Source organism: Oceaniglobus ichthyenteri (assembly GCF_003057885.1).
Lineage (GTDB): Bacteria > Pseudomonadota > Alphaproteobacteria > Rhodobacterales > Rhodobacteraceae > Oceaniglobus > Oceaniglobus ichthyenteri.
On the sequence record NZ_QAGK01000003.1, the window covers coordinates 25,160 to 37,789 of the forward strand.

General features: G+C 59.5%; 14 protein-coding genes. 5 read left to right on the forward strand and 9 right to left on the reverse strand.

The window, feature by feature from the left end; translation table 11 throughout:
• Window positions 1-2 precede the first annotated feature (2 nt).
• From choV to choX, 5 genes are all read right to left on the reverse strand, one after another.
• Complete coding sequence (choV, locus tag C8265_RS05545; RefSeq protein WP_108483021.1) at window positions 3-1,031, reverse strand: choline ABC transporter ATP-binding protein; 1,029 nt, start codon at window positions 1,029-1,031, stop codon at window positions 3-5.
• Window positions 1,028-1,861: a choline ABC transporter permease subunit gene (gene choW / locus C8265_RS05550; protein ID WP_108483022.1), complete on the reverse strand. Its 834-nt coding sequence runs from the start codon at window positions 1,859-1,861 to the stop codon at window positions 1,028-1,030. Before choW ends, choV begins: the two co-directional genes overlap by 4 nt.
• Before the next feature lie 92 nt (window positions 1,862-1,953).
• Window positions 1,954-2,523: an RNA 2',3'-cyclic phosphodiesterase gene (gene thpR / locus C8265_RS05555; protein WP_108483023.1), complete on the reverse strand. Its 570-nt coding sequence runs from the start codon at window positions 2,521-2,523 to the stop codon at window positions 1,954-1,956.
• Window positions 2,524-2,525: 2 nt separating this feature from the next.
• Complete coding sequence (locus C8265_RS05560; protein ID WP_108483024.1) at window positions 2,526-2,735, reverse strand: TfoX/Sxy family protein; 210 nt, start codon at window positions 2,733-2,735, stop codon at window positions 2,526-2,528.
• Window positions 2,736-3,662 carry a choline ABC transporter substrate-binding protein gene (choX, locus tag C8265_RS05565; protein WP_108483025.1) on the reverse strand — a complete coding sequence of 309 codons (927 nt, stop codon included), beginning with the start codon at window positions 3,660-3,662 and terminating at the stop codon, window positions 2,736-2,738.
• A gap of 81 nt (window positions 3,663-3,743) precedes the next feature.
• Here choX and betI point away from each other — a divergent pair, with 81 nt between their 5' ends.
• The 4 genes from betI (at window position 3,744) to C8265_RS05585 (ending at window position 8,119) form a co-directional block, all read left to right on the forward strand.
• Window positions 3,744-4,322 carry a choline-binding transcriptional repressor BetI gene (gene betI, locus C8265_RS05570; RefSeq protein WP_108483026.1) on the forward strand — a complete coding sequence of 193 codons (579 nt, stop codon included), beginning with the start codon at window positions 3,744-3,746 and terminating at the stop codon, window positions 4,320-4,322.
• A gap of 51 nt (window positions 4,323-4,373) precedes the next feature.
• Complete coding sequence (gene betB, locus C8265_RS05575) at window positions 4,374-5,831, forward strand: betaine-aldehyde dehydrogenase (protein ID WP_108483027.1); 1,458 nt, start codon at window positions 4,374-4,376, stop codon at window positions 5,829-5,831.
• Window positions 5,832-5,918: 87 nt separating this feature from the next.
• Window positions 5,919-7,577, forward strand: coding sequence for a choline dehydrogenase (gene betA / locus C8265_RS05580; RefSeq protein WP_108483028.1), 1,659 nt, complete (start codon window positions 5,919-5,921; stop codon window positions 7,575-7,577).
• Window positions 7,574-8,119 carry a hemerythrin domain-containing protein gene (locus tag C8265_RS05585; RefSeq protein ID WP_108483029.1) on the forward strand — a complete coding sequence of 182 codons (546 nt, stop codon included), beginning with the start codon at window positions 7,574-7,576 and terminating at the stop codon, window positions 8,117-8,119. Before betA ends, C8265_RS05585 begins: the two co-directional genes overlap by 4 nt.
• 79 nt (window positions 8,120-8,198) lie before the next feature.
• Here C8265_RS05585 and C8265_RS05590 read toward each other — a convergent pair whose 3' ends face one another.
• The 4 genes from C8265_RS05590 to C8265_RS05605 form a co-directional block, all read right to left on the reverse strand.
• Window positions 8,199-8,660 (reverse strand): SRPBCC family protein, encoded by a 462-nt coding sequence (locus C8265_RS05590; RefSeq protein ID WP_108483030.1) that lies wholly within the window; start codon window positions 8,658-8,660, stop codon window positions 8,199-8,201.
• Window positions 8,661-8,718: 58 nt separating this feature from the next.
• Window positions 8,719-10,110, reverse strand: coding sequence for a helix-turn-helix domain-containing protein (locus C8265_RS05595; RefSeq protein ID WP_108483031.1), 1,392 nt, complete (start codon window positions 10,108-10,110; stop codon window positions 8,719-8,721).
• Between the two features lie 50 nt (window positions 10,111-10,160).
• A complete protein-coding gene (locus tag C8265_RS05600; protein WP_108483032.1) occupies window positions 10,161-11,378 on the reverse strand; it encodes a multidrug effflux MFS transporter in 1,218 nt (405 codons plus the stop codon).
• 251 nt (window positions 11,379-11,629) lie between these two features.
• Entirely contained in the window at window positions 11,630-12,271 is a 642-nt protein-coding gene (locus C8265_RS05605; RefSeq protein WP_108483033.1) for a 3'-5' exonuclease, read from the reverse strand.
• 166 nt (window positions 12,272-12,437) lie between these two features.
• Here C8265_RS05605 and C8265_RS19440 point away from each other — a divergent pair, with 166 nt between their 5' ends.
• Window positions 12,438-12,593: a hypothetical protein gene (locus C8265_RS19440; protein ID WP_164512278.1), complete on the forward strand. Its 156-nt coding sequence runs from the start codon at window positions 12,438-12,440 to the stop codon at window positions 12,591-12,593.
• The last annotated feature ends 37 nt before the right edge of the window (window positions 12,594-12,630 follow it).

Sequence of the window (12,630 nt, forward strand, 5' to 3'; positions counted from 1 at the left end):
GGTTAGTCCGAATGCGGCGACAGCCGACTTATAACAGAATTCTGGGTGATCTGGCCCAGCTCCTGTTCATCTTCGACCACCGCAATCGGTGAGGTGTCGTCATCAAACAGCGGCAGGATCGCGTTGATCGGGGTGCCGGGCGACGTGTCGCGCGTGGTTGATCCGACGGAATCAATCATCACATCCTGGGCCGTCAGCACGTTCAGCGGATTCATATGGGCCACAAAATCGGCGACGTACTCATTGGCGGGTGCCTGAAAAATATCGCGCGGGGTGCCGTGTTGCACGATGCGCCCGCCTTCCATGATTGCGATGCGGTTGCCCAGTTTGAACGCCTCATCCAGATCGTGACTGACGAAAATGATCGTGCGGCCCAGCTTTTTCTGCAGATCCAACAGTTCGTCCTGCAGCCGGGTGCGGATCAGCGGGTCAAGTGCGGAAAACGGTTCGTCCATCAACAGGATCGGCGCATCGGTGACAAAGGCGCGGGCCAATCCCACGCGTTGCTGCATCCCGCCCGACAGATCGCCAACCTTGCGTTCGGCCCAATCCGACAGCCCGACCAGCGCCAATTGTTCATCGACCTTGGCGTTGCGTTCAGCGGTGGGCATCCCGCCCAGCTCAAGCCCCAGGCCGACATTTTCGCGCACGGAGCGCCAAGGCAAAAGCCCGAATTGCTGAAACACCATCGAAACCGATTCCTGCCGGACCCGGCGCAGATCGGCGGCACTGGCGTTGGTTACATTGCACGACCAGGTGCCATCATCAATCGTGACCGACCCGCGTACCACCGGATTCAACCCGTTCACTGCACGCAGCAGGGTGGATTTGCCCGACCCAGACAGACCCATCAGCACCAGAATTTCACCCTCGTTCACGGTCAGCGAACAATCGTGCACGCCCAGAACCTGATCCGTTGCAGATTGAATCTCGCTGCGCTCTCGGCCGGCATCCATCAGCGGCAATGCGGTTTCAGGATGATCGCCAAAGACAATGCTCACGGCGTCGAAAATTACGGCTGGCTTGCTCATTTCTTGCGCACCCTTAGCATCCGATCCAACATGATGGCGACGACAACGATCACAAATCCCGATTCAAACCCCAAGGCAGTGTTCACCTGATTGAGCGCGCGCACCACCGGCACGCCCAATCCATCGGCCCCGACCAGGGCGGCAATCACCACCATCGACAGCGACAGCATGATCGTCTGGTTCAGCCCGGCCATGATCTGTGGCACGGCCCATGGCAATTCAACCTTCCACAACACCTGACGCGGGGTGGCGCCAAACGCCTGTGCCGCCTCTAACAGGGGTTGTGGCGTGGTGCTGACCCCCAGATGGGTCAGGCGGATTGGTGCGGGCAAAACGAATATGATCGAGGCGATCAGGCCCGGCACCATGCCGATGCCGAAAAACACAATCGCCGGAATGAGATAAACAAATGTCGGCAGGGTTTGCATCAGATCCAGCACCGGGCGCATGGTTTGATACAGTCGGGGCCGGTGCGCGGCGGCAATGCCTATGGGCACGCCAACGCCCATGCATAAGATACAGGCCGACAGCACAAGGGTGAGGGATTCTGTCGTTTCCTCCCAGTATCCTTGGTTGAGGATGAACAAAAACCCCAAGGCAATGCCCAGACACACCTTCCAGCTGCGTTGCAACGCCCAGGTCAGCGCAACAAAAGCAGCGATCACGATCAATGGATGGGGGGTTTGAAAAACCCACAGGATGGCATCAATCACCGCCTCCATCCCATCGGACAGCCCGTCGAAAAACCACGCTCCGTTATCCTGTAACCAGTCGAAAACAGTGCGCGCCGTCGTGCCGATCGGAATTTTCGTATCGGTTAGCCAGTTCATGTGGTGGTGTTCCCCGAGGGTTTTGTGATTTTCTACAATGACGGGTGTGTGTCTGAATTGGAAGGGCGCGAATGCCCTGCCAACCACAAGGATTAGCGATGTACAGCGCTGGGAAGCTGTGTTGGATAAAGCGGATAGCGTTCCAACAGATCATATCTGGGGCCGTCGTCGGTCAGCGTGCTTTGATACAGTGCGACCGCAGGAGGCACGAAGGCGGGCCATTTGAAATCACCATGGGCCGAAAGAAACCGGCCAATCCGGGCCAGATCATCGGGGGCGATGCGGTTGGGAAACCGCGCCAGCGTGACATGCGGAATAAACCGTCGCGCGGGCAGGGCGATGCCGGCGTTGCGCACCATCGTGGTGATCTTGCGCTGATAGTCGGGCAAACCGTCGCCGTGGGCCAACACATGCAAACTGCGCGGCGGATCGGTGCCAAATGTATCAAGGGCCGACAGATGCAGATGCAACAGCGGCGGCGCGGCCATTTCCAGAGAGAGATGCAACTCATCCAACTGCGCCAAGGTCACATCGCCCATGAACGCCAGAGTGAGATGCATATCCTCGGGCAACACATGCCGCCCGGTGCGCAGATGCGCCTGTATACGCTCAAGCCCGTCAGTCACGTCTTCGGGCAGATCCAAGGCCAAAAAAGCACGCATTGTTATCTCTTTACCAAAGTCTGGACCGTGGCGGGGGCCAGATCGCGCCCCACTTCGGTGGGTTTGAAAAACAACTGATCGTTGCAGATCAAGCCGATAAAGGTGTCATCGCAATTGACCCCGTATTCGCCGAACATCGGGCGGGTGCGGATCACACCCGCCCCCGCCATTTGTTCGGCGATCCATGCAACCGTTTCGGGCTGCGCTGCCATTTACAGGCCCAATTCGGCGCGTACAGCTGTGATGCCCGGCTTGCCGTCTTTGGTTGTTACACCGTCAAGCCAGCCGTTCAAAACGCCGGGATGCGCGGTCAGCCATTCCATCGCCGCCACACGAGGCGCTTTGCCGTCGTTCAGGATGCTGCCCATGATTTCATTCTCAAGCTGAAGTGAAAATGCCAGGTTTTTCAAAAGATTGCCAACATTCTTGCACTCTTGTGTGAACCCTGCGGTGACATTGGTATAAACCGTGGCACCACCCAGATTGGGGCCGAAGAAATCATCGCCACCGGTCAGATATTGCATTTCGAACGCGGCGTTCATCGGGTGCGGCTCCCAGCCCAGAAATACGACCGGCTCTTCGCGACGGTTGGCGCGGGCCACTTGGGCCAACATGCCCTGTTCGCTGGATTCGACCACTTCGAACCCGTCCAGCTCAAAGGCGTTGCCCTCAATCATCGACATGATCTGGCGGTTGCCGTCATTACCGGCCTCAATGCCGTAAATCTTGCCTTCAAGCGCGTCCTTGTGCGCGGCGATATCGGCAAAGCTGGCAATGCCCAGATCGGCGGCGGTTTTGTTTACGGCCAAGGTGTATTTCGCCCCGGTCAGGTTAGCGCGCACGGTTTCCACTGTACCGGCCTCGCGGTAGGGGGCCAGATCGCCCTCCATTGTGGGCATCCAGTTGCCCAGAAACACATCAATGTCACCCGCGGCCAACGAGGTATAGGTGACCGGCACGCTCAGCACCTTGACGTCGGTGTCGTATCCCAAAGCATCCAGAACAACGGTGGTGGCGGCGGTGGTGGCGGTGATATCGGTCCAGCCCACATCGGCAAATCTGATCGTGTCGCAATCGGCCAATGCAGCACCGGCCGTGGCGGCCAGGGCCAAGGCGGAAAGTGTGGTTTTCAACAGCATATCAAGCTCCGTATTTTTTGTTGATTGACTGATCAATCAAAATTCATTTACCCTTGGTCGGTACTCTAAGCGAGGTTCAGAATGCCCAAGGTTGGAATAGAGCCTATCAGGCGCGACGCATTGGTGAAAGCAACGATCCACGAGATCGGCTGCGCCGGATCACTTGACGTGACGGTGGGCCAGATCGCGCGCCGTGCCGGTATGTCGACCGCCCTGGCGCATCACTATTTCGGTGGCAAGGATCAGATTTTTCTGGCCGCCATGCGCCATATTCTGGGCCTCTACGGCGCCTCTGTGCGCGGCGCGCTTATGGGCGCGACCGATCCGCGTGACCGGTTGGGACGTATCGTGCGGGCAAATTTCGAACCTGCCAATTTCCGCCGCGAGGTGATCGCCGCCTGGCTGACGTTTTATGTGCAGGCCCACACCGTCCCCGAGGCGGGCCGCCTGTTGCGCGTTTATCAACGGCGGTTGCATTCGAACCTGTTGCACAACCTTAAACCGCTGTGCGGCGCGCGCGCGGGCGAGGTGGCCGATATCATTGGCGCGCTGATTGACGGGCTGTACCTGCGCGCGGCCCTGGGCGGAGAGATTGACGGCATCACCGCCGCCGCGCGGGTTCTGACGGTGATGGAGGGTCTGATCGACGCCAAACCGTGACTATGCCTCGCCGCCTACCGAAACACTGAATTTCTGGACCTTCTGAATACCATGACCCACACAACCCAACCCACCGCCAGCCATTTCATTGATGGTGAATATGTCGAAGACACCGCAGGCGATGTGATCACCTGCATCTATCCGGCCACGGGCAAACCGATTGCCACCGTCCATGCCGCCACCCCCGCGGTGGTGGAGCGCGCCCTGGCCGCCGCCAAACGCGCCGGGCCGATCTGGGCCGCGATGAGCGGGACCGAGAGGGGCCGCATCCTGCGCCGCGCCGCCGATATCATCCGCGCGCGCAACCACGACCTGAGCGTGCTGGAAACATATGACACCGGCAAACCCTATAGCGAAACAAGCGTGGCCGACGCCACCAGTGGGGCCGATGCGTTGGAATATTTCGGCGGTCTGGCCGGATCGTTGACCGGCGAACATATCCAATTGGGGGGTGATTGGGTCTATACCGTGCGCGAACCCTTGGGCGTCTGTGTCGGGATCGGCGCGTGGAATTACCCCACGCAAATCGCCTGTTGGAAGGCGGCACCGGCCCTGGCCTGTGGCAATACCATGGTGTTCAAACCCAGCGAAACAACCCCGCTTTGCGCGCTGAAAGTGGCCGAAATTCTGGTTGAGGCGGGGGCACCGGTCGGCGTGTTCAACGTGGTGCAGGGCATGGGCGCGGTTGGCGCGGCGCTGGTAGGTGATGAAAGGGTCGCAAAAGTATCGCTAACCGGATCGGTGCCCACCGGGCGGCGCGTCTATGCGGCCGCAGCCGAAGGCATGAAACACGTCACAATGGAGTTGGGCGGCAAGTCACCCTTGGTGATTTTCGACGATGCTGATCTGGAAAACGCGGTGTCAGGGGCGATCCTGGCCAATTTCTATTCCACGGGTCAGGTGTGTTCCAATGGCACACGGGTGTTTGTGCAACGCGGGCTGCACGCGGAATTTGTCGCCCGCCTGAATGCGCGTCTGGCCAATGTGGTGATGGGTGATCCGATGGACCCGGCGGTGAATTATGGCCCGATGGTAAGCGAGGCACAAATGCAGATCGTGCAAGGTTTTATCGCCAAAGGCATTGAAGAGGGCGCAACCCTGGCCCATGGCGGCAACCGCGTGGCGCGTGATGGATTTTTCCTGGAGCCCACGGTGTTCACCGATGTCACCGACGATATGACCATCGCGCGCGATGAAATCTTCGGCCCGGTCCTGTCGGTTTTCGCGTTCGATACCGAGGACGAGGTGATGGCCCGTGCCAACGCTACGCCCTTTGGTCTGGCCGCCGGGGTGTTCACCAATGATCTGACCCGCGCGCACCGGGTGGCGCAGGGGTTTGAGGCAGGCACCTGTTACATCAACACCTACAACCTGGCCCCGGTCGAAGCGCCGTTTGGCGGTGTAAAAGCCAGCGGTGTGGGCCGTGAAAACAGCAAAGAGGCGATCAACCATTACAGCCAGGTGCGATCGGTTTATGTGGCGATGGGCGATGTGGAGGCTCCGTTTTAAGATGGCGAAGTTTGACCAAAAGGAGCGCTACCGCGCATTTCCATATAACACGCGGCACCGCGACGCCCAAATCGAACGGTGGTTCTGATGGAGGCGGATTTTGTCATCGTCGGCGCGGGCAGTGCCGGGTGTGCCATGGCCTATCGGTTGTCCGAGGCCGGATCATCGGTGTTGGTGATCGAACATGGCGGCAGCGATGCCGGGCCGTTCATTCAGATGCCCGGCGCCTTGTCATTTCCGATGAACATGCCGCGCTATGACTGGGGCTACAAGACCGAACCCGAACCGCATCTGGGCAATCGCCGCATGGCCACGCCGCGGGGCAAGGTGATTGGTGGCTCGTCCTCGATCAATGGCATGGTCTATGTTCGCGGTCATGCCCGCGATTTTGATACCTGGGCCGATATGGGCGCCACCGGCTGGGGATTTGCCGATGTGCTGCCCTATTACAAACGCATGGAAACCTGGCACGATGGCGGCCATGGCGGCGATCCGGCCTGGCGCGGCACCAATGGGCCACTGCATGTATCGCGCGGGCGGCGGGACAATCCATTGGTTCAGGCATTCGTTCAGGCCGGCGTGCAGGCGGGTTATCCCGCCACCGATGATTATAACGGCGCCCAACAAGAGGGCTTTGGCCCGATGGAGGCGACGATATACAAGGGGCGGCGGTGGTCGGCGGCGAATGCCTATCTGAAACCGGCGTTGAAGCGAAAAAATTGCGATATTGTGCGGGCCTTGGCCTGTCGTGTGGTGATCGAGGAGGGCCGCGCCGTCGGGGTCGAGGTGCAGCGCGGCGCCACCCGGCAGATCGTGCGCGCCCGGCGCGAGGTGATCCTGGCCGCGTCGTCGATGAATTCGCCCAAGTTATTGATGCTGTCGGGTATCGGCCCCGGCGCGCATTTGGCCGAACACGGAATTGATGTGCTGGCCGATCGTCCCGGCGTTGGTGCCAACCTTCAGGATCATCTGGAATTGTATGTGCAGATGGCCGCAACCCAACCGGTTAGCCTGTTTCGATACTGGAACCTGTGGGGCAAGGCCTATGTGGGCGCGCGGTGGCTGTCCACCGGCACCGGGCCGGGTGCGAGCAATCAGTTTGAAAGTGCGGCCTTCATCCGCAGCCGGGCGGGCATCGCTTATCCCGACATCCAGTATCATTTTCTGCCCATCGCCGTGCGGTATGATGGTCAAACAGCTGCCGAAGGCCACGGGTTTCAGGCCCATGTCGGCCCGATGCGCAGCACATCGCGCGGCTCGGTCAGCTTGCGCAGCGCCGATCCGGCAGCGGCCCCGGTGATCCGGTTCAATTACATGTCACAGGCACAGGATTGGGCCGATTTCCGCACCTGCATTCGCCTGACCCGGGAAATTTTCGGTCAACCGGCCTTTGGCCCCTACGTCGGCCATGAAATTCAGCCCGGCGCACAGGCGCAAACCGATGACGAGCTGAATGATGTGATCCGCGATCATGTGGAAAGCGCCTATCATCCCTGTGGCACCGCGCGGATGGGGCGGGCCGATGATCCGGGCGCGGTGGTTGACCCACACTGCCGGGTGATCGGGGTTGATCGCCTGCGCCTGGCCGACAGTTCAATTTTTCCCCAGATCACCAATGGCAATTTGAATGCCCCCTCAATCATGGTAGGAGAGAAAGCGTCAGATCATATTCTGGGGCGCACACCGCTGGCGGCGGATGATGCCACGCCCTGGATGCATCCGAATTGGGAAATTACACAACGATGACAGATTTGGCACATCGCACCGGCCTGCCCGAAGGCTTGCGCATTCTGGCCGATCAAATGCCGCGCGACACCTGGGAGGGCCATGAAAACTTTGATGGCCTGACCCGGTTCTGGATGGAGCGTCATTTGATGTTTCGCGAGGTGCTGGGCCGGTTGCAGACCGGCAGTCAGGCCTATCTCGATGGCAATCGCGAGGCACAATCCTATATCCATGAAACCGGGCGGTATGCGGGCTTCCTGCTGAATCAATTGCACGAACACCACACCATAGAAGATGATCACTATTTCCCGAAACTCACAATTCTCGAACCGCGCCTGATGGCGGGGTTTGAACTTCTTGATCGTGATCATCAGGCGTTGGATGGCCATATCAGCGCTTTGGCCGATAGGACAAATGCGGTGCTGCGCGGTGTTTCGCGCGATACGGCAGGCGCGCTTGAAACCCATTTGGCGCAGTTCAAGACATTTCTAAACCGCCACCTGCTCGACGAAGAAGATCTGGTCGTGCCAATCATCCTGACACACGGCGGTGTCGATTTGTAAGGCGCAACGCTATGTTTTTTCTTGCGAAAACTATCCTCGGGGGTGAATTGCCGCAGGCAAGAGGGGGCAGACAGCCCCCTTACTCCGCCTCACCCTGATCGCCGCCCTCAACGTGATCCTTGAACTGGGTGAAAAACTGATCCGACAGTTTGCGTGCCACCCCATCAATCAATCGGCTGCCCAATTGCGCCAGTTTGCCGCCCACGGCCACATCTGCGACATAGGACAGCTCGGTGCCATCTTCGACCTCGGCCAGAACAACGTTTGCACCGCCTTTGGCAAATCCCGCGACGCCGCCCTTGCCTTCGCCCGAGATACGATAGCTTTCGGGCGGGTTCGCATCCGAAAGGGCGACGATGCCTTTGAAGGTGGCCTTTACCGGGCCGATTTTTTGTTTCACCACCGCCTCAAACCCGTCTTCGGCACTGCCTGACAATTCTTCGCAGCCGGGGATGCAGGCGCGCAATGTGTCGGGATTGTTGAGATGCGCCCAAACCGTTTCGCGGTCGGCGTTGATGATACGGCTGCCCGTCAGTTCCATAGGTTCCTCCCTCTAGGCCCACAGGGATACCCGCAGGCCCCGATTGGGTAAAGGGGCGTCAGCGATCAACGCTATAGGGCAGGGTGCCGCGCCGGTCGGGGTCGATGGTCAGGCGGCGTTCCAAGGGCGGCACCGAACGTTGATGGCAATTTTGCCGCTCGCAAATGCGGCAGGATATGCCGATGGGTTCAAATGCGGCGCTGGCCGTAAGGTCCAGCGTATCGGCATAAACCAGGGCGGGGGCGTGTTTCACCTCGCAGCCCAACCCAATGGCAAACCGGCGCGTCGGGGCGGTAAAACTGCCCCCCGGTTTGGACACATCGCGCGCCACCGAAAGGTACCGCAGCCCATCGGGAGTTTGCGCCAGTTGCCGCAAAAACCGCCCCGGGGTTTCAAAGGCGCGGTGCACATTCCACAACGGACACGCCCCGCCAAACCGGGCAAATTGCAATTGAGTGGCAGAGTGGCGTTTGGTGATCGTGCCGGCCTGATCGACCCGCACAAAGAAAAACGGCACGCCCTTGGCACCGGGGCGTTGCAGGGTTGAAAGCCGGTGCGCCACCTGTTCGATGCTGGCCCCGAACCGGTCTGACAGCATTTCCAGATCGTGACGGGTGTCCTGCGCCGCCTTCAGAAACGCGGTATAGGGCAGCAGCGCGGCACCGGCGAAATAGTTGGCCAGGCCCAGCTTGGCGATCTGGCGGGCTTCATCGCTTTGAAAACGGGCCAGATCCAGCGTTGCCTCGAACAAATCATCCTGGGTCAGCACCGCCAGTTGATGCAACAGTTGAAATGCCCGGGTGGCGGGGGCCGCACGCGCCGAAAGGGTCAGCGTGCCTGCCGCACTGTCATAGGCGCGCAACAGATCGGTATCCTGTGTGCGGGTTTCCACCCCGTGTCGGGCCAGGGCCGCATGGGCGCGCGCCACCGCATCGCCCGGCCCGGCGAAATGTTCGGCGGCACGATCGACCGCATCGATATAATTGTCGCAGTAATGGAAGAAATCGCGCACCTCTTCCCATGGGCTGTGTTGCAGGCGCGCGCCGTCGCGGCCCAATGCTTCGTCAAACGAGGCCAGGCGTTCATGGGCCTGTCGATAACTGCGATGCAGATGCAGAAAGGCGCGCGCCAACGCGGGCGCATTCGAGGCGGCCAGCCGCAGATCCGCCAAAGGCGGCGGGTCATCGGTGAACACGGGGTCTGCCAAGGCTTCGCGCATGTCGGTGATCACACGCTCGGCCTCGCCCGTGCTCAGTTCGGTCACATCAAAGCCAAATTCACTGGCCAAGGCCAGAACCACACCGGTAGACACCGGGCGGTGATTGTTCTCCATCTGGTTCAGGTAAGGCAGCGACACGCCCAACTTTTCGGCAAACGCCTTTTGGGTCAGCGACAGGCCGGTGCGGATATCACGCAGTTTCACCCCGGCATAAAGTTTCTGATTGGCCATGACACCCCCAAGCTTTGCAAACCCGGTTTAGCCTTTGCAAAGCGGGCGCGCTAGCCCGTGGTCATCACCCGGTCCCGGCGCACGGTGTAAACCGCACTGGCACAAGACAGCGCAGCCGTTACAGCCATCAAGACAATCAGCGGCAGCGCGGAATTGCGCCCCTCAAGCAATATGCCAGCCAGAACCGACAGCGCGGCACCGCCCCCAATCATGATTGCCCCACCCAGCCCGCTTGCCGTGCCCGCCAGATGTGGCCGCACCGACAACATGCCAGACGTCGCATTGGGCAAAACCAGACCGTTGCCCAAACCGACAGAGATCATGAAACCAAAAAAGGTGTAAGGATTGCTGAAACCCGCAACATTGACAATCAAGGCGACAAACAGCCCGGTGGCCGACAGGAATGTACCAGTCAGAACCATCGCGTTGATGCCAAACTGAACGGCAAAACGGCCGGTGATGAAATTACCCATCATATACCCAATGGCCGGCGCGCCAAAGAACAGCCCCAAGGTGGCAGCGTCCATTCCAAACACATTGGTGCCCACATAAGGCGCCCCCCCGAGATACGCAAAGAATGCGCCCGAGGTGAACGCCGCGGTCAGGCAATAGCCCCAAAACCGCCGCGAGGTCAGCAATTCGGGATACTGACGGACCTGTTCCAAAAGGCTCGACGAGGATTTGACGGCAGTTTCGCCCAGGTCTTTCCAGGCCAGAATGGTGACAAGAACGCCCAGTATCGCCAGCACCCAAAAGCTGGCCTTCCAGCCAAACAGGCCATCCAGCGCACCGCCCACGGCGGGGGCGATCATCGGCGCCACGGCCATCCCCATGGTGACATAGCCGATCATCGACGCGGCGCGGTCTTGGGAAAACATATCGCGGATCACGGCGCGCGACAGAACCATGCCGGAAATGATGATGGCCTGAACCACCCGCAGCGTCAGAAAAACCTCAACGTTGGGGGCATATATGCATGCAACCGTGGCAATCACGAACACCACACAGCCAAACAGGATCACCGGCCGCCGCCCGTAGCGATCACTGACCGGGCCAATGAACAACTGCAACACCGCATTCCCGACAAGATACAGCGCAACCGACAATTGCATCGTTGCATAATCGGTTTCAAAATACGCCGTCATGCCGGGCAGCGACGGCAAAAAGATATTCATCGCCAGCGCCGAAACTCCGGCAAGCAGAATCAAGGTCAGGATATGGGGGGGTGTCGTGCGGTCTAAAAACCGTACAGAAATTGCTTTGGTCATATGCAGGCCGCCAGGCGCGTGGTGGGGCGTGGCCCGCGGTGCAGGCGCAAAATGGTTGGATTCATGGTATGTAACCGGCTGTAATGGTTATGAAAATTCTCTGGCACGGCCGCGCATGCGCAGGGTGTCGTCAAGATACCTAGTGCGCATGGCGCCGATTGGCAAAGACAAATGCAGCTGTGCCGTGGCGCGGGCGGTCATCGGGCAGGCCGGGACGCCGGGCAAAACCAGGCCCGATTGCGATTGGCCAATCAATCCGGTGATGGGGCGGTTGGGGTTTCAGACCGCGCTTTTCCGGTTGGTTTTGCCACCGGCAGGATCAATTGTTCAAACGGCATCACAAGACGGGTTTCGGCATGCAGCACAACCATGGCCGCCGCGCGCGCGTCTTCGCCTGCATCGTGGTGTTCGAAATTCAGCTGCAACACCTTTTTCAGATGCGCCAACCCGTGACCGCCATTTCCCTTGAATTCGGGCCAGGCGCGCCGCGCAATTTTCACGCTGTCGCTCCATCGCAGGGGCGGGGCCTCCAGGCCGCAGGTGTCACAGGCGGCATTGATCGCGCGTTTGTCAAAACTGCTGTGTTGCACGATGTGATGGCGCGACAGTAACGGCAGGATCGCCGACAAGGCATCGGGAAAGGTGGGCGCGCCCAAAACGTCATCGGGGCGGATGCCGTGCAAGGCGATGTTGAACCTGTCGAATCTGCTGCGGGGATCGACCAGCATGGAAAATGTCAGGATTTCATTGTCAGGGCGCACACAGGCCAGCCCGATCTGGCAAATGCTGGCGGCATCGCCGCAGGCCGTTTCAACATCCAGCGCGACAAAACGGAAATCGCCCTGCGGTACGCGGCGCAAATGGGCAAAGCTCTGGCGATTGGGGGCGATCATCGGGCTGACTCGTGCTGTGGGCGTTGCGGTTTTTTAGCGGACAGCGTTCAAATTTGACAGGGTCGCGCCGGCAATCGGGTGAAAACAGCATTAATTTGGTATTTGCAATGCGCATTTGGCGGCGATATACAATAGGCATCAGAAATACCTATTAGGGGTAGAATCAATGACACTGTCCGAAGCATTTTTATGGCCGGGAACCAAAGTCTGCGAACGTCTGGGCATCGACCCCGAAGGCGAGGCGGGGCTGATCCGATGGCTGATCAACACGCTTGTTTACCTTGTGATAAGCCTGATTTTCGTCTGGATCATTGTGGTTTAACGTTGCCGCATGCATCCTGCTGACCAATAGAGACACA

Coding starts and splice junctions, on each gene's coding strand:
- choV (WP_108483021.1), bottom strand. CDS start 1,031: ATGAGCAAGCCAGCCGTAATTTTCGACGCCGTGAGCATTGTCTTTGGC.
- choW (WP_108483022.1), bottom strand. CDS start 1,861: ATGAACTGGCTAACCGATACGAAAATTCCGATCGGCACGACGGCGCGC.
- thpR (WP_108483023.1), bottom strand. CDS start 2,523: ATGCGTGCTTTTTTGGCCTTGGATCTGCCCGAAGACGTGACTGACGGG.
- C8265_RS05560 (WP_108483024.1), bottom strand. CDS start 2,735: ATGGCAGCGCAGCCCGAAACGGTTGCATGGATCGCCGAACAAATGGCG.
- choX (WP_108483025.1), bottom strand. CDS start 3,662: ATGCTGTTGAAAACCACACTTTCCGCCTTGGCCCTGGCCGCCACGGCC.
- betI (WP_108483026.1), top strand. CDS start 3,744: ATGCCCAAGGTTGGAATAGAGCCTATCAGGCGCGACGCATTGGTGAAA.
- betB (WP_108483027.1), top strand. CDS start 4,374: ATGACCCACACAACCCAACCCACCGCCAGCCATTTCATTGATGGTGAA.
- betA (WP_108483028.1), top strand. CDS start 5,919: ATGGAGGCGGATTTTGTCATCGTCGGCGCGGGCAGTGCCGGGTGTGCC.
- C8265_RS05585 (WP_108483029.1), top strand. CDS start 7,574: ATGACAGATTTGGCACATCGCACCGGCCTGCCCGAAGGCTTGCGCATT.
- C8265_RS05590 (WP_108483030.1), bottom strand. CDS start 8,660: ATGGAACTGACGGGCAGCCGTATCATCAACGCCGACCGCGAAACGGTT.
- C8265_RS05595 (WP_108483031.1), bottom strand. CDS start 10,110: ATGGCCAATCAGAAACTTTATGCCGGGGTGAAACTGCGTGATATCCGC.
- C8265_RS05600 (WP_108483032.1), bottom strand. CDS start 11,378: ATGACCAAAGCAATTTCTGTACGGTTTTTAGACCGCACGACACCCCCC.
- C8265_RS05605 (WP_108483033.1), bottom strand. CDS start 12,271: ATGATCGCCCCCAATCGCCAGAGCTTTGCCCATTTGCGCCGCGTACCG.
- C8265_RS19440 (WP_164512278.1), top strand. CDS start 12,438: ATGACACTGTCCGAAGCATTTTTATGGCCGGGAACCAAAGTCTGCGAA.